At 24.1% G+C, this 17012-nt stretch carries 18 protein-coding genes and 3 pseudogenes; 16 read left to right on the top strand and 5 right to left on the bottom strand.

Annotated elements, in window-relative coordinates; all coding sequences use genetic code 4:
- From M0D11_RS02815 to M0D11_RS02770, 10 genes and pseudogenes are all read left to right on the top strand, one after another.
- Positions 1-590: pseudogene (locus M0D11_RS02815) on the top strand (HPr(Ser) kinase/phosphatase); the annotation flags it as partial.
- 32 nt (positions 591-622) lie between these two features.
- Positions 623-1825, top strand: a complete 1203-nt coding sequence (locus M0D11_RS02810; RefSeq protein WP_252319902.1) for a prolipoprotein diacylglyceryl transferase — start codon at positions 623-625, stop codon at positions 1823-1825.
- Positions 1809-2774, top strand: a complete 966-nt coding sequence (trxB, locus tag M0D11_RS02805) for a thioredoxin-disulfide reductase (protein WP_252319900.1) — start codon at positions 1809-1811, stop codon at positions 2772-2774. The genes M0D11_RS02810 and trxB overlap by 17 nt, the downstream gene beginning before the upstream one ends.
- 23 nt (positions 2775-2797) lie before the next feature.
- The gene (gene whiA, locus M0D11_RS02800) at positions 2798-3745 is read left to right on the top strand and encodes a DNA-binding protein WhiA (protein WP_252319898.1); all 948 of its coding nucleotides are present in this window, start codon (positions 2798-2800) and stop codon (positions 3743-3745) included.
- Positions 3746-3779: 34 nt separating this feature from the next.
- Positions 3780-4076: a helix-turn-helix domain-containing protein gene (locus M0D11_RS02795; protein WP_252319896.1), complete on the top strand. Its 297-nt coding sequence runs from the start codon at positions 3780-3782 to the stop codon at positions 4074-4076.
- 235 nt (positions 4077-4311) lie between these two features.
- Positions 4312-4770, top strand: a complete 459-nt coding sequence (locus M0D11_RS02790) for a hypothetical protein (protein ID WP_252319894.1) — start codon at positions 4312-4314, stop codon at positions 4768-4770.
- 8 nt (positions 4771-4778) lie between these two features.
- Positions 4779-6395, top strand: coding sequence for a tyrosine--tRNA ligase (gene tyrS / locus M0D11_RS07180; RefSeq protein ID WP_252319892.1), 1617 nt, complete (start codon positions 4779-4781; stop codon positions 6393-6395).
- A 16-nt stretch (positions 6396-6411) separates the two neighbouring features.
- Positions 6412-7488 (top strand): hypothetical protein, encoded by a 1077-nt coding sequence (locus tag M0D11_RS02780; protein ID WP_252319890.1) that lies wholly within the window; start codon positions 6412-6414, stop codon positions 7486-7488.
- Between the two features lie 188 nt (positions 7489-7676).
- Positions 7677-8087: a glutathione S-transferase family protein gene (locus M0D11_RS02775; RefSeq protein WP_252319888.1), complete on the top strand. Its 411-nt coding sequence runs from the start codon at positions 7677-7679 to the stop codon at positions 8085-8087.
- Between the two features lie 42 nt (positions 8088-8129).
- Positions 8130-8352: pseudogene (locus M0D11_RS02770) on the top strand (transposase); the annotation flags it as partial.
- Between the two features lie 129 nt (positions 8353-8481).
- Here the strand turns inward: M0D11_RS02770 and M0D11_RS02765 are convergent.
- A protein-coding gene (locus tag M0D11_RS02765) for an IS5 family transposase (protein ID WP_368862534.1) occupies positions 8482-9271 on the bottom strand; the annotation gives its coding sequence in 2 pieces (ribosomal slippage) (positions 8482-9004 and positions 9003-9271; 792 coding nt in all).
- Positions 9272-9330: 59 nt separating this feature from the next.
- Between M0D11_RS02765 and M0D11_RS02760 the strand changes: the two are divergent.
- A pseudogene (locus M0D11_RS02760) lies at positions 9331-9786 on the top strand (IS5 family transposase); the annotation flags it as partial.
- Positions 9787-9990: 204 nt separating this feature from the next.
- On the opposite strand, the gene M0D11_RS02755 reads toward M0D11_RS02760, so the two are convergent.
- The 3 genes from M0D11_RS02755 to M0D11_RS02745 all read right to left on the bottom strand — a co-directional run bounded on the left by M0D11_RS02755 (position 9991) and on the right by M0D11_RS02745 (position 12337).
- Positions 9991-10332 (bottom strand): hypothetical protein, encoded by a 342-nt coding sequence (locus M0D11_RS02755; protein ID WP_252319884.1) that lies wholly within the window; start codon positions 10330-10332, stop codon positions 9991-9993.
- 245 nt (positions 10333-10577) lie between these two features.
- Positions 10578-11189, bottom strand: a complete 612-nt coding sequence (gene rpsD / locus M0D11_RS02750) for a 30S ribosomal protein S4 (protein WP_252319882.1) — start codon at positions 11187-11189, stop codon at positions 10578-10580.
- 335 nt (positions 11190-11524) lie between these two features.
- Positions 11525-12337 carry a BspA family leucine-rich repeat surface protein gene (locus M0D11_RS02745; protein ID WP_252319880.1) on the bottom strand — a complete coding sequence of 271 codons (813 nt, stop codon included), beginning with the start codon at positions 12335-12337 and terminating at the stop codon, positions 11525-11527.
- Positions 12338-12649: 312 nt separating this feature from the next.
- On the opposite strand from M0D11_RS02745, the gene M0D11_RS02740 reads away from it, so the two are divergent.
- The 5 genes from M0D11_RS02740 to M0D11_RS02720 all read left to right on the top strand — a co-directional run bounded on the left by M0D11_RS02740 (position 12650) and on the right by M0D11_RS02720 (position 16313).
- Positions 12650-13645 carry an IS3 family transposase gene (locus M0D11_RS02740; RefSeq protein WP_252319878.1) on the top strand — a complete coding sequence of 332 codons (996 nt, stop codon included), beginning with the start codon at positions 12650-12652 and terminating at the stop codon, positions 13643-13645.
- Positions 13646-14068: 423 nt separating this feature from the next.
- The gene (gene rplM, locus M0D11_RS02735) at positions 14069-14509 is read left to right on the top strand and encodes a 50S ribosomal protein L13 (protein WP_252319876.1); all 441 of its coding nucleotides are present in this window, start codon (positions 14069-14071) and stop codon (positions 14507-14509) included.
- 6 nt (positions 14510-14515) lie between these two features.
- Positions 14516-14923 carry a 30S ribosomal protein S9 gene (gene rpsI / locus M0D11_RS02730; RefSeq protein WP_252319874.1) on the top strand — a complete coding sequence of 136 codons (408 nt, stop codon included), beginning with the start codon at positions 14516-14518 and terminating at the stop codon, positions 14921-14923.
- A gap of 681 nt (positions 14924-15604) precedes the next feature.
- Positions 15605-16033, top strand: a complete 429-nt coding sequence (locus M0D11_RS02725; RefSeq protein ID WP_252319871.1) for a hypothetical protein — start codon at positions 15605-15607, stop codon at positions 16031-16033.
- The gene (locus M0D11_RS02720) at positions 15963-16313 is read left to right on the top strand and encodes a beta propeller repeat protein (RefSeq protein WP_252319869.1); all 351 of its coding nucleotides are present in this window, start codon (positions 15963-15965) and stop codon (positions 16311-16313) included. The genes M0D11_RS02725 and M0D11_RS02720 overlap by 71 nt, the downstream gene beginning before the upstream one ends.
- Positions 16314-16413: 100 nt before the next feature.
- On the opposite strand, the gene M0D11_RS02715 is transcribed toward M0D11_RS02720, so the two are convergent.
- A complete protein-coding gene (locus M0D11_RS02715; RefSeq protein WP_252319867.1) occupies positions 16414-16836 on the bottom strand; it encodes a hypothetical protein in 423 nt (140 codons plus the stop codon).
- Positions 16837-17012 lie beyond the last annotated feature (176 nt).

The raw sequence follows: 17012 nt of genomic DNA, 5'->3' as shown, positions 1-17012 counted from the left end.
TATTTTTTACTTCTGAATTTGCAGCAACAGTTTCTACGTATATTGTTGAACGTTTATCTGAATCTAAACGTTTACATGGTACTCTAGTAAATATTTTTGGTTATGGTGTCCTAATTACAGGTGAAAGTGGTATTGGTAAATCAGAAACAACATTAGATTTATTACGTAATGGGCACTTATTTGTTGGTGATGATAGTATTGATATTTTAAAAGTCAATAATAAAATTGTAGGAAAAGTTAATCCGATTATTAAAAATTTAATTGAAATTAGAGGAATAGGTATCCTAGATATTACCAAAATGTATGGATATCATGTTATAATGCATGAGAGTCAAGTAAATTTAATTATTAATTTAATTAGAATTGAAAATGATGGTTGAACTAAAGTTGATCGACTTGGTGATCATAATAACTTTGATGTTTTTTTTGAAATTAAAGTGCCTAAAATAATTATTCCTGTTAGTCCAGGAAGAAATTTAGCTGATTTAATTGAAGCAGCAGTTATTAGTTTAAAGTTAAAAGATGAAGGTCAAGACGCTACTGCTAGTTTTCAAAAACAAATAATTAGAAATTTAACAAAAAAGAAATAATTTAATTATTAAATTATCAAAAAGGAAAAAATATGATTAATGATGATGGATACAATAGTTTAATTACCGATATTCCGGGAACGGGAATTCATATTTATTCAGTATTAATGGCAATAGGTTTTTTAACTGCTGTCATTGCTTCATGAATAAAATTATATCGTCGTAATATTCCAACTAAAACTTTAGAATGAGGAACATTAGTTATTGCATTAGCAGGATTAATAGGAGCAAGAGCATGATATGTTCTTAATAATACTAGCACAATTGAAAATGCACTTGATGTAGTTGCCGTTTGAAGAGGCGGTATGGCAATTGAAGGAGGCGTTACAGTTGGAATGATAGTGGGGTTCTTTATTTTTTATCGTACTTCAAAACAGTTACAAATTTCAATGTGAGTTTTTATTGATTGTATTGTTCCAAATATTTTATTAGGTCAAGCAATTGGTAGATGAGGTAATTTTTTTAATCAAGAATTACTAGGAACTGATGTTGGTCATCCTTTCAGTTGATTACCAACATGAATAAATAATCATTTACATTATGGTTTTAATAGCGATAAACCAGATCCTGTTGCTGTTTATCGTCAACCTTTATTTTTATATGAGTCATTATCTTCATTATTTGGTTGATTCTTTTTAACGTTTTTTGTACCAAAAACAGGACAAATATTTAGTAAAAAACCATGAAAATTAGATTCTTCGCAATTTATTTCGCCTTTAAAGACTAATCCAATTGTTGGAAAAGATTTTTTAAAACCTTGAACGGTTATTAAAAAAATTCATGGATATCGTAAATTTAAATATGAAAGTTGAAAACAAGCATATTTTGATTTTACACCCAATAAGAATAGTGTTAAAAGTTTTGAAAAAATACCTTGAAAAGATGTTAAAACACATTCAAAAGTTAAATCAAAGATAAAAAAATGATATTTAAAGATTAAATATAATATGCAACCACATTCTAAATCTTTAAATACTATGTATAATCCTAATAATTATCGAGTAACGTATGCAGGAGTATCAGGTAGTTTATACTTTGTCTTTTATGGTATTATTAGAATGATTTTAGAACCACTTCGTGATAATAGAGACATTATGAAAATAGCCAATGTTTCAACTTCAATGATAGTTTCTGGAATGTGAATTATTTTAGGTGTTATTTTAGTAATATTTGCACAAATTATTGCACCATCAAGATTTCGTAAAGGAGAATGATTATATGAAAAATCATACTAATAAAGAAAATAAATATGATTATGATTTAGTAGTTATTGGTGGTGGTCCAGCAGGAATGACAGCTGCTATTTATGCACAAAGAGCAAATCTTAAAACTGTGATTATTGAAAAATATATTGTTGGTGGAAAAATGATTAAAACTTCTGAAATTGAAAATTATCCAGGTTATGATTATATTTTAGGGCCTGAATTATCAGAAAAAATGCAAAAGCAAGTTGAGAAACTACAAGTTGAATTTGTTACTGATGAGGTTATTAAAATTACAGATAGTGAAAATCATAAAATTAAAACAGTCCTTTTAAGTAGTGGTGATGTTCTTATTGCTAAAGGAGTAATTATAGCTACTGGTTCATTAGAACGTAAAATTGGTGTTCCTGGTGAAGAAGAATATGCTAATCGTGGTGTTTCTTATTGTGCTGTTTGTGATGGTGCTTTATTTAAGAATAAAATTATTAGTGTAGTTGGCGGTGGTTATGCTGCTTGTGAAGAATCTTTATATTTAACAAGATTTACTAATAAAGTTAATCTTATTCATCGTCGTGATCAATTTCGTGCTGATGATAAAACTGTTAATAAAGTTAAAAATAATGAAAATATTAATTTAATAACTGATCATGTTGTATTAAAAGTATTAGGTACTGAGGATAAGAAAAAAGTAGGTAAATTAGAAATTCAAAATATTAAAACTAAGGAAATTAGTGAAATTACTACTGATGCCTTATTTCCTTATATTGGTTCTGATCCTGTTACAAAATTTGTTAAAGATTTAGATATTTGTGATAGCAATGGTTATATTATAGTTAATGATAAGTGTCAAACTAAAATCCCAGGATTATATGCAGCTGGTGATGTAATTGCTAAAAATTTAAGACAAATAGTAACTGCTGTTAACGATGGAGCGATTGCAGCACAATATTTAATAAATTTTATTGATAATTTTAATGAATAAAGTGTACAATTGAGGTGATAGTAATGATATCATTTACAACAAGTGTAAAAGATGAAATCTGTCAAAAAAGTTTTAAAAATTGTTGTCAGAAATCTTTGCTATCAGCATATTCGCTTATTAATGGTAAGATTACAAATTCAGATAAAATAAATAATGAGATTATTATTCATAGTTTTCATAACAAAACCACTAGGTTAATGTATAAATTTTTAAAAAATCAATATAAAGACGTAAAATTGATAGTTATGGTGGATGTTTTAAATAAATTTGAGCGTCCAAAGGTGTATAATATTCGTATTAATAATAAAATTGATTTTATTATTAATGATTTAATGCTTCAAGATAAATATCTTTTTATTGAGAAAGAAGCTATGCACCAGCATATAATAAAAGAGCATTGTATAAGAGCGTATATCGCAGGAATCTTCCTTGTAGTTGGCAGTATCAATTCTCCTTCAACACCTAACTACCATTTGGAATTACAATTTCATAATGATATGTTGGCTAAAAAAATTAAAAATATTTTATTACAAATTTTTAAATTAAACTTTAAAACAATAAAACGTCGTAATAAAACGGTGCTTTATCTAAAAAAATCTAATGTAATTTCTGACTTTTTAAAAATAATTGATTGTCCACAAGCAGTTTTCGCTTTTGAAGATAAACGCATTTCACGAGAATTATTTAATAATATTAATCGTTTTAATAATATTGATATTTCTAATCAACAAAAAATTTTAAATGCTGGAGACCAGCAAGTTATAATGATTTCTGTTTTAAAGGATAAAAAACTTTTCAAAGCGTTGTCATTAAAAGCTCAAATTATTTCAAATTTAAGATTAAAAAATCCTGAAGCATCACTTTTAGAATTGGGTGAACTTTACTATCAAGAAACTGGTTTTGTCATTACTAAGTCTGGGGTTAATCATTTAATTCGCGAAATTAAGAAAAAGTATCAAGAAACATTGTAAGTTAATAATAAAAAGTATAAGAGGAGGCCATACAATGAAAAAGAAAGAAATTTTAAGCAAAGGTCGTCAAGATTTATTGAATGCTTTTGGAAAACGAATGAAAACTTTACGTAATCAAAAAGGTAGAAAATTTTCACAAGAGAAACTTGGAGAAGCAAGCGGCCTACATCGTAATTATATTTCTGATGCTGAAAGAGGAACAAGAAACGTATCTTTAGTTGCAATCTTAAAAATAATTAATGGGTTGGATTCATCTATTAGTGAGTTTTTTGCTGTAGGGTTTGATAATATTGATACTTCAAATTTATATGACACATTTAGTGTTGAATAAAATCAATTTCATACACTTTTAGTAGTACTTTATAAATAAGTACTACTTTTTTATTATTTTATTTTTTATTAAAAATAAATTTGAGAAAAGTATTAGTACTTTTTATAAAATTAATTGATATTCACTAGTAATTTTTTATCTTAATGAAGATTATGAAAATTATTCACCTTATATTAGGAATAATTAATCATTAAAATGTTATAATTTAATTATTGATTATCATTAAGGAGTTATTATGACAATAGAAAATACAGAAGTTGAAATTGAAAATGTTACTACTAATGTTGATAATGCTAAAAAAGAGCCTTATCAATTAAGTAGTATTATTTCACCTATATTTGGTCTTAATCATCAAAAAATAACTACGATTCCAATTAATATTAAAAAAGCCGATAGTAGTTCTAGCGCTATTGAGCAATATGTTGATAAAAAAACTAAAGAAAATATTTTTCGTGAAAAAGAAGTAGCGTATAATAATTCTAGTAATCTTGATAATACTAGAATTGCACAAATTAAAAAAAATAGAGAACAACAACAAATATATGATAGTTTACCATCGCGCTATCTAGAATTTCGCGATAAAATATTTAAAGAAACTACATCTATTAATTACAATAATGCAAGTAATAATAACGATACAGTTATTACAACTATTGATTTGTTAGTTGATGATATTTTAGATGAAAATAAATAGGAGATGCTATGAATAATATAATAAAATCCAATATTATTGACGAATTAAAATGACGTAATATCTTAAAAGATATTAGTAGCATAGATAAAGTAATTAATGCAGGAAAATTAGGAAAAGGAATATATTGTGGTTTTGATCCAAGTAATGATTCATTACATTTAGGTAATTTACTACAAATTATTTTATTGCATCGTTTTGCTATATTTGGTTTTCAACCAATTGCTGTTATTGGTGGTACAACAGCAATGATTGGTGATCCAAGTGGTAAAAATAAAGAACGTAATTTATTAGATGAAAATGTGTTACAAACTAATGTTAGAAAAATAAAAGAGCAGTTAGTGACATTATTAAGTTATGAAAATATTGATAATTTAACATCATTAGAATTAATTAAAACATGTAATTTATTAAATGATAAAGAATATGAAACATTAGAGATGATTATTAAAAGTATTAATCCAAATAATCAATATCAACAAACTTTAAGTAGTATTTTAAAAACATTGCCCTTACCTTGAGAAGAATTAGGATTATCAGCATCATTACTAAAAACTTTATATGAAATTTGTAATTTTGATCAAAAGTGAATTACTATGAAAAGTGATTTAAATAATCTTTCCTTTAAACAATTGTTAAATTATTGTGATAGTTATGTAGAAACTTGAATTACATTTTTAAAATTACCATTGGGAACATTAAACAATAAAATTAAGCCAATTAAAATTATTAATAATCAAACATGATTAGGTCCACTAACAATTACAACTTTTTTGCGTGATATTGGTAAGCATTTTAATGTTAATCAAATGTTAGGCAAAGAAATGATTGCTAATCGTTTAAATTCTGGAATTTCTTATACTGAATTTTCTTATATGGTATTACAAGCGTATGATTTTTATCATTTATATGAAAAAGAGCAATGTTATATTCAATCTGGTGGTAGTGATCAATGAGGAAATATTACTTCCGGTTTAGATTTAATTAGAAAACAAAAAGGTGATGAACATTATGCTGCTGGTATTACTATTAATTTATTAACTAAATCTAATGGTGAAAAATTTGGTAAAAGCGAAAAAGGTGCTATATTTTTAAATAGTGAAAAAACTTCACCTTATGAGTTATATCAATTTTTATTTAATCAAGAAGATAAAGATTTGCCTACTTTTTTTAATTCTTTAACTTTATTTAGTGAAGAACAAATAGCAAAAATTTTAGTAATTCATAACAGTGATGTTAAGCAACATTATGGACAAAAGATTTTAGCAGCTTTATTAACAGTATTTATTCATAAATTAAATGGATATTTTAGTGCTATTAATATTACTAATGCTTTTTTCCACGACCGGATTCATCAAATGAAATCATCTGAGATTTTACAGGTTTTAAAAGATGTACCACATTTTAATCTTAATCATAATGAACAAATAATTGATTTTTTAGTTAATAATCAAATTTGTAATTCAAAAAGAATAGCAAGAGAACTAATTATGCAAGGTTCAATTGTTGTTAATGGTGAAAAAATTACCAATATAAATTTTCTTATTAGTAAAAAAAATGCAATTAATAATCAAGTAACAGTTATTAAAAAAGGTAAGCGTCATTATTTTATAGTTGTTCATAAATAAGGAAGGGTATTTAAATATGATATTTATTAATGTTTCTCCATTATTATGGGATATTATTATTTTTGCTATTATTATTTTTGGTATTGTTACTGGTTTTTTTATTGGGGGAAGAGCATTAACATTTATTAGCGCTGGTAATTTACTTAGTATTGGTTTAATGTTGGCATTTAAACCAATGTTAATAAATTCTTTTAAAAATATGGTATCACCATGGTTTAGTGACCTTAGCGGTAGTTTTGCTTCATTTAAGAATTTATTAACTGATAATATTGGATTTTTGATATATGCTATTGTTTGAATTATTGGTATTAATATTTTATTTTGAATAATCTATATTATTTTATATTTTGTACTTTTTAATAAAAATAAAATTGAACACAAAGCAATAAATGCTACAGCGGGAATTTTAATTAATTTTATTAGAATGAGTATTTTAGGTAGTATCATAATAATTATGATGGGTACTAGTGTTTTCGGTAATAAAATATTAAGTTATGGTGTTATTAAAAATGAAATACCAACAACTTCTGTTACTCATAAAATATTTAGCAGTATTGATAATAATCTTCCTTTTTTAAATGTTAATGTAACAGACATTAACACCGTTATTGATTTATATCAAAATAGTGAAACATTAAAACAGAGTATAAATGAATTAAAAAATAATACAACTTATGAGGAATGTTACAGTACTGTTGAAAAGTTAAAAATGATAGGTATATTAAGAGTAGATGAAACTGATAAAATTGCTAATGCTCTAAAAGAAATGGAATCAACAGGTGATATCAATGCTAATAAAAAAATAATTATAGAACTCTTGCAACAACACGGAGTTGATAATTTTTTAGATGTTAATTATATGGTATTAGTTTTTAATGCTTATGCTAATATACTTAATTTATATTCGGAAGTAGTACAAGTATTTGATAATAATTTAAAAGATATGCCAAGAATAGATACTACACTTCCAAAAAATATGGGTCGTTATAATCTTTTAAAGCCTAAAATTTCTGCTTTTACTAATTCAATTAAAGATGTAATAGTAAGAGAACATATTATTCAAAATTTAAAAAATATTTATAATCCGTTTTAATAAAAATAAAAAAATAGTTGAGGCATTTAATTTTTACTTATAACTGGAGTAGTAATTTTTCTTTGTGTTTTAAAAAAAATATGATATTATTACCTAGTAATTTAATAAATGTTCTTTCCTAGTATAGATATTTTCTATATTAGGATTTTTATTAAGTTAATTTTAATAAGCAAAGGAAGATAAAGAATATGTTAGATGATTTATTAAGAAAAACATTAGAAAACACACCTAAAGAATATAAGAAAAATATGATTGACAGTTTCAGAATAAATATAGGTAAATTAATTAATAATATTAATGACTATATAGACGTTGAAGAGAAAATTTATAATGCAGAAAGTAAAGCAGGATATTCTGTTTCTTATAATCCTTTTTATATGTCACTTCAACATCGAATTAATATCCAACTATTAAAAGAAATAGTAAATGCTCTTAATAATGTTGATGAATTAGAAAAGTTTAAAAAATTAGAAGAAATATATAAAGAATTAGTTACTAGAAAAGAAGAAATTGAAGCACCAAATTCAAGATGAAAGAATGCTAATAAATATAAAGAACCTAATAATCCTGACTTAGAACCTGTTTGGAATCTTTTATAAAATAACGTAAAATGACTATATATTTTAAGATAAGGGGTATATATGCATAAAAATTATCCAAGTCATGTTACTAAAGAACAATTTGAGAACATAAGATCAATTTTAGAAAATAGCAAAAAGAAAACAAAACCAAGAAATTTAGATTTATATGAAGTATTTTGTGCAGTTTTATATGTATTAAAAAGTGGATGTCAATGAAGAATGCTACCAAAAAATTTTCCAAAATGACAAACTGTATATTATTATTTTCAAATTTGAAGTAAAAATAGTGATAAAGAACCTAGCACTTGACAAGTAATTTTAAAAAAAATTAGTTAGAAAAGTTCGTATCAATAATGGTAGAAAAGAACAAACTAGTTTTTGTATAATTGATTCACAAAGTGTTAGAACCTGTTTAGGATCTTTTTAATAAAATTGAAATAAAGGAAAGAACAACCATTTGTAAGCTAGTATTTAATTTTCTTTCACAATTTTTTCATAATCTTCTGCATTTTTCTAATCATGCAAAACTTCGTTCTACAACTCATCTTTTTGGCAATAATACAAAAGAATGTAATTCATTACGTTTGATAACTTCAACATTTGCATTTATGATTGTTTTGATTTCAGAAGCAAATTTTTCACCAGTATAACCAGCATCTACTATTATTTTTTGAACTGCAGAAAGATTTTCTTTTTCATTTTCAATCATTATTATAGCACTGTTACGATCTGTTTTTTCTGCTGTGGTTATGTAAATTGCATGTGGTAAGCCTTGAGAATCAACAGCAATATGACGCTTTATTCCTGAAATTTTTTTACCAGCATCATAACCTTTATTTTTAGCAGTATCTGTGTTCTTAACACTTTGTGAATCAATTATACAAAAACTAGTTTGTTCTTTTCTACCATTATTGATACGAACTTTTCTAACTAATTTTTTTTAAAATTACTTGTCAAGTGCTAGGTTCTTTATCACTATTTTTACTTCAAATTTGAAAATAATAATATACAGTTTGTCATTTTGGAAAATTTTTTGGTAACATTCTTCATTGACATCCACTTTTTAATACATATAAAACTGCACAAAATACTTCATATAAATCTAAATTTCTTGGTTTTGTTTTCTTTTTGCTATTTTCTAAAATTGATCTTATGTTCTCAAATTGTTCTTTAGTAACATGACTTGGATAATTTTTATGCATATATACCCCTTATCTTAAAATATATAGTCATTTTACGTTATTTTATAAAAGATTCCAAACAGGTTCTTAAGAACACAGATACTGCTAAAAATAAAGGTTATGATGCTGGTAAAAAAATTTCAGGAATAAAGCGTCATATTGCTGTTGATTCTCAAGGCTTACCACATGCAATTTACATAACCACAGCAGAAAAAACAGATCGTAACAGTGCTATAATAATGATTGAAAATGAAAAAGAAAATTTATCTAAAGTTCAAAAAATACTAGTAGATGCTGGTTATACTGGTGAAAAATTTGCTTTTAAAATCAAAACAATCATAAATGCAAATGTTGAAGTTATCAAACGTAATGAATTACATTCTTTTGTATTATTGCCAAAAAGATGAGTTGTAGAACGAAGTTTTGCATGATTAGAAAAATGCAGAAGATTATGAAAAAATTGTGAAAGAAAATTAAATACTAGTTTACAAATGGTTGTTCTTTCCTTTATTTCAATTTTATTAAAAAGATCCTAAACAGGTTCTTACAAACAAGAATTAATCAAATTTTAGAAAATGGTCCATTAACAAGACAACAAAATTTTATTGATGCAGCAAATCAAGAACATACTATTAATAATAGTAATGGTTCAAATAGTTTTCATAATGTTATATAGTATGAACTTATATTAAGATCATTATTTATAGAGAACATGTAAAAGTTACCCTTTGGGGTAACTTTTACAATATTTTATTTTTTATTAAATCAATAGTATTTTCTACTTGTTTATTATTACTTTCTTTTTTGTCTTTTGTCTTAATAAATCGATAAGTATTAATGATTAAAAAACCTATATAAATTAAATAAGATATCGTTAATACTGATATTAGTAAAATATTGTCATAATAATTTTTAGTAAAAAATGAAAATATGCTACTAAAAATTAAAGGAATTATAGCTATTCATAAAATTAAATATTTCTTTTTGTTTTTACTAATTCCTAATCAGCCAATAGCTGTTATCATAACAGCTATCACAAAAGTAATACTAACTATTTTTTCAGAAATTTCATTTTTAATCATTTTTATTCTTCCTTTACTCATCTATAATTAACATTATATCATTTAATTTAATTTAATTTAATTAACATAGTGGTTGTAGAAAATTAATTGTTACTTTTGTTTTAAGAAAATTAATTAATAGATAATTAATTTATATTTTATTTTTGAAAAAATAAAAAAAATGATAAATGCTTTTATTGATATTTACCATCTAAAAAAATAAATCTGTTATCAATTGATAACAGATTTTAAATTAATTATTAATTTTAAGCACGTCCATATAATTCAACAACTAATGCTTCATTAATATCAGTATTTAATTCGTCACGTAGTGGATGACGTACATATGTACCAATAAATGTTTTTTTATTGAATTCAATAAATGGTAATGTTGAAGCATTAGCGCTTAATGCTTCAATAATTTTTGCATTTTTTTGTGCTTTTTCAGTAATAGTAATTTTATCTCCTATTTTAACACGATATGAAGGAATATTAACTTTTTTACCATTAACTAAAACATGACCATGATTTACTAATTGACGAGCACCTTTTCTTGTTAAAGATAAACCTAAACGAAAAACAATATTATCTAATCTTGATTCTAAGAATACCAACAAGTTAGTACCAGTAACACCATGAGTTTTTTTTGATTCATCAAATAAATTTTTCATTTGACGAGCATTTAAACCATAAGTGAAACGAATTTTTTGTTTTTCTTGTAATTGTAATCCATAGTTAGAAAGTTTAATTCTTTTTTGACCGTGTTGTCCAGGAGCGAATGTTCGCTTTTTTCCTTTTGCAAATTCTTTACCAGATTCAAGAATTGAGAAGTTTAATCTTCTTGATTTTCTAAAAACCGGACCAGTATATCTTGACATAATAAAAACCTCCTTGGAATGTATACAAACACAAAGAGACTTTAATAAGTTCTCATTAAGATAGTTTACAATTCGCCAGAACAGCACTGGTTACTATTAAGATTAATAGAAAATTCTACTAATAAAAAGAATAATCTTTGAGGGTAAACTATTTGCAACTTAATAATACTTATTTGCTGCTTTCGTGAATGCTTGTTAATTATAGGATAAGTAATGTTATTTGTCAAATATTATTTTTCATTTTTGCAATTAAATATCATTAAATTTTAGTTATTATTATTTTTAAAAAATAATTTAAATTTATATAATAAAATTTAGTATTTAATTTAAAAAAGTTAGTTATTGAATTTTGGTATTTTTTTGTCATCAGTTATTCCTGAATTCCAGAAAAAGTCAATATATTCTATGACTTTTTTTACATTTCATTTTGAAATATCTTGATTAAATTTTTTTGCATCATAGAACATAAAATTCATATCTTTTACATTAGAAGTATCTCAATTTGAAAGATCTTGATTAAATTTTTCAGCACCAGCAAACATACTACGCATGTCTGTTACTTTAGAAGTATTTCATTTTGAAAGCTCTTTATCAAATTCAAGAGCATTACAAAACATGTAACTCATATCTGTTACTTTAGAAGTATTTCAGTTTAAAATATTTCCATTAAAGTATTTTGCATAGTAAAACATGTAACTAATATTTGTTACATTAGAAGTATTTCACTTTGAAAGATCTTGATTGAATTTTGAAGCACCACCAAACATATTATGCATAGTTGTTACATTTGAAACATTTCATTTTGAAATATTTTGATTGAATGATTGTGTAAGAGAAAACATTGATGTCATGTTTGTCACTTTTGAAGTGTCTCAGTTTGAAATGTCTTGGTTGAATTTTGAGCTACCAGAAAACATTTCTCTCAAAGATGTTATTTCTGATGGTAGTTTGTCAGGTACTTTTTCAATTATTCTTGGCATTTTAACCACTTGAATTTCACCTTGTTGATTTTTATAAAAACCAATTTGAACAACCTCTTTACTTTCTATCTTTGACAAATCTTCTATATTAGTTTTTATTTCTTCTCCATTTTCATTTTTGTAAATTGTATCTTGTTGTGTTTTGTATGTTTTTAATAATATTTTCATTAATAAAACCCCCTTTTTATTTACTTTTAATATTTTTTAGATAAATATAATTGATAGACTTATTATTTTAAACTTATATTTATGAATTTATATAGCTTTTTATTATTATCTTAAGATTTATTTAAAAATATTTACTTTTAATTTATAATAATATTTTTATTTAAGTTCATAATTATGATATTAAAGATAAGCAATATAGTGGATGGGGGCACTTGGCACTTGGCACTTAGCCCTTTTTACTAGACCATTAATTTAAAAAACCTGAATGTATTCGAAAAACAATTGTGTTATATAATTAACACTAATTTTGACATGAAAGGATTTTTATTAATGGATAAAATTAAACAAATAGAATTATTTATTAGAAAATTAAATATTAATCAAAAAATTAAAATTATTGATCATTGCAAGAATCAATATTCGATTAGACATCTTTCTCAATATCTTCAATTAAACAGATCAACATATTACTTTTTAAAAAACAAACAAAAACCTATTAAAAAAGAAATAAATCACCTTGATCATTGTAACCATAAATATCAAAAATTATGCAAATTTTTAATTGAATTTCATTCTACAAGAAAAGGTAGAATTTATGGATATTTACGAATTTTTTCAGCATTTAAAGAATGATTAAAACAAGAAAAAAACATTCACTTAAATATAGAATTATCAACAAAACAAATGCGAAAAATTATGAAAGATCACAACATCCAAGGTTTAAAACAAACTAAAAATAATAATAGTAAAAATAAAAAGACTGCACATAAATGAATACCTACAATGGATAAAGTCAACAAAAATTATAAAATCACAACTTCTTCTAATCAAATTTGATCAATGGATACTAAACAAATCAATACTAAAGAAGGCTGATTATACCTTTTGGTAATTATTGATTTTTATTCAAATAATGTTGTTAGTTATAATACTGCTTCTAATAAATCATATAAAGATTTAATAAAACCTGCTCTTGAAAAAATAACACAACAATTTTCTTTAAAACAAATCAAAAGCGTTATTTTACATTCAGATAATGCTGCTGAATTTTATTGCCAAGACATATCCAACTGAACTATTGACAAACAAATAATCTTAAGCAAAAAGCAACCTTATGATATTGGCGGTAATGTTCTATCAGAAAACTGATTCTCACATTTATCTCAAGAATGATTACCCAAAGGTTCAAACCAATATTTAACAATCAATGAAGCTATAAATGATGTAAATCAATATGTTATGTTTTATAATTATGAAAGAATACATTCTAAATTTCTAAAACCACCAATTTTACAAATTAAAATTTAGAAAAAAAGTATGAAAGTGGTCCAGTAATTAGGGCCAACCACCATTTATTGTTTTCATTTTCTTCATATTCTTCAATAGTTTGTAATTCTTTTTTAATTTGTATTTTTGTAGAATTAAATTAAGACTTATTTAAAATACTTTTTAAATAAGTCTTAATTTAAGTTTATATGTGAAAAAATTAATATACAATAAAAAATGTTTAATGTAATTATTTTTTAGAAAATAATACTATATTTTTAAAAAATAAATATTTTTATAAGAGTTAGTTATAACTTTTAATTATTTATTTTGTAATCCATAATTTTGTGTAAAAATAATTATTAAATCTTTGATAATACTTGTTTTTTTAAATAAGTTTCTATATAATTATTAATGCTTTAAGCAATGTAGTCCCGGTAAAAATTACACTGTAAGGAGAAAAAAATGCGTCAAACAACAATGAATTTCAGTAACATTGAAAAAAAGTGATATGTTATTGATGCCAGTGGTTTAATTTTAGGACGTCTTGCAACTAAAGTTGCAATGATATTGCGTGGTAAAAATAAACCTTCATTTACACCACATTTAGATTGTGGAGATTATATCATTATTATTAATGCAAACAAAATTAAATTAACAGGTAATAAATTACAAGATAAGAAGTATTATAACCATTCACAATATCCTGGTGGATTACGTGTACGTAATGCACAAAGTATGATTGCTAAAGATGCTTCTGAATTAGTAGAGATAGCGATTAAAGGTATGCTACCAAATACTACCTTAGGTCGTAAGCAATTTACACATCTTCATGTTTATAACCATGATCAACATCAACATCAAGCCCAAAACCCCGAAGTTTTAATATTAGGCCAAGAGGAGTAGACTTTTATGACAACATCTAATAAACCCGTAACTTATTCAAGTTCAGGCGGACGTAAAACGTCAACTGCCCGTGTTCATTTAAAAAATACTGGTCAATCAAAAATATTAATTAATGGTTTTGAGCCTTTAAAATATTTAGAACAAGAAATCTTAGTTCAAGATATGTTATTACCTTTAAAAGTAACTAATACGTTAGAAAACTTTGAAATTAATATCAAAGTTGAAGGTGGCGGAAGAACTGGTCAAGCTGGTGCAGCACGTTTAGCTTTATCTAATGTTTTAGTTAAGGTGTCAGAAGATTATCGAGTATTATTAAGACAATTTGGATTATTAACTCGTGATGCACGTAAAAAAGAACGTAAAAAATATGGTTTAAAAGCAGCCAGAAAAGCACCGCAGTTTTCAAAACGTTAATATAATAAAAAAAGAGTCTGAGACTCTTTTTTTATTACTATTATCTAATATTTTTTTATTATTATAGTATTACTAGAATTTTATATATTATTTTTGTTTATAATTTACTTTTTTATTTATATAACTTTCTTTTTTTTAAAATTTGTATTTCTTTAAATAAATTAGAGGTGTTTTTATTATAAACACTATATATGTGTAAAATAAGAATATCAATAATTTGTTTTAATAATAATGTAAAATTAATTTACAAAAAATTTAATAAAATTAAGGGAAGATTTTAATTTATGCAAAAGAAATTAAAAGAAAAAGAAAAGTTATTGTAGGAATGGTTGGTGGGGCAGTTTTGGCTGGTGGATTAATCGGGGGTATTATAGCAATTTCTGAAATATTAGTTCAAATCAAAATGAGGGGGTATATCAAGAAAAATTAAATATTTTTAATTGACCTGAATCTTATGGTGCAATATCAACTTTATTAAATATAAATAATGATTTATATGTCGGAACTAGTAATGGTGTATATAAAATTAAAGATAATGCAAGTAATACAAAAGATAAAATAATAACACCAATTAATGGTATTAATGGTTATATTTCTAGTTTAGTTGTTACTAATGATGGAACTGTTTATGTAGCAACTTTTGCTAATGGACTTTTTAGATATTCTCCTGAACAAAATATTTTGACACAAATATCAGAAATAACAGGAGAAGTTTATAGTTTAGTAGCTATGGGTAATAATGTATATGTTGGAACAAGAACTTCTGATTGTTATGGTAAGTTATTTATGATTGAATCTAATAAAAAAGTATCAGAAATTAAGGATTGAATTGAAACATATGGTGAAGTTAGAAGTTTAGCGGTTATTGATAATGATTTGTATATTGGTACTAAAACTGGTACATATAGTGGAAATTTATTAATATTTAAGCCTAATGGAATATTAGAATTATTAAAAAAATGAAATCAAAATAATGGTGAAGTTTGGAGTTTAATAGTTTTTGGTAATGATTTATATATTGGAAGTAGAAATCAACTATATGAAAGTAGACTATTTAAACTTTCTCTTAAAGGAGAAAAAAATAACAGAAACTATTGGTTGAAGAAATAATAAAAATTATGGTGAAATTTGAAGTTTAGCTGTTGTTAATAATGATTTATATGTTGGAAGTAGAGTTCAAGTTATTGATAATAAATTTTTTAAAGGTGGATTATATAAGTCATCTGATGGTGGTATTACTTTTACTGAAGTATTTGGTTGAAATAAAGATTATGGTGCGGTAGTAAGTTTATTACCTGCAGATAATAATTTATATATTGGAAGCAAAAACTATAGTGATAAAACTAATCAAAATTATCAAGGGAAGTTATTTTTTAAAAGAATAAAATAAAATTATTAAAAAAATAAAAAACATTATAATAAAAATATTATAATATTTAGAAAATATTTAGTTTTTAAAATATTAATAAGATAAAGTATATTAATAAAAATTAATGAACATAGTAATTATTAATAATTTCACAATTTTCGATTGCATCTCAAAAATTATTATTTTTTTCTTTTATTTTAAAAATAAAAATAATTACTATGAATAGAAATACTGTATATAATAAAATTGGAACGATAATTATACAAAAGATAACTCCAATCTGTAATTGAATTCAAGGATAGTAATTATCAGGAAAATGATTTAAGTTACAGAAAGAACTTGCCGAAGTGCTAATAGTATAACTTAAACCAAAATGTTTTAATATTGTATATCCATCTTTAAAATTTGAATGACATTGTTCCTTATTATCGAATTTAAAATAAAAGTTACTAAATCAAATTAAGTATAAACCAGTAATTGTAATTAAAACCGTGATTGCAAATAATATTATAGTTGTTAACTGTAATATTTTAACTTTTTTCATTTTGATACCTCTTTAAATATAAAAAAACATTTTTAGATAATAAAAATAATAAGTTAAGAACTATATTATTTTATGTAAAAATGATAACAAATTTATATTGTTTTTACAATTATTGATTGTATAAGCAAAGTTTTAATTAATTATATAAATGAATAATATTAAGAAAATATTTGAAT

The organism is Spiroplasma endosymbiont of Lariophagus distinguendus (assembly GCF_023846195.1).
Lineage (GTDB): Bacteria > Bacillota_I > Bacilli_A > Mycoplasmatales > VBWQ01 > Spiroplasma_E.
Note: the sequence above shows the minus strand (reverse complement) of the source record. Positions and strands in the feature narration are given on the sequence as shown.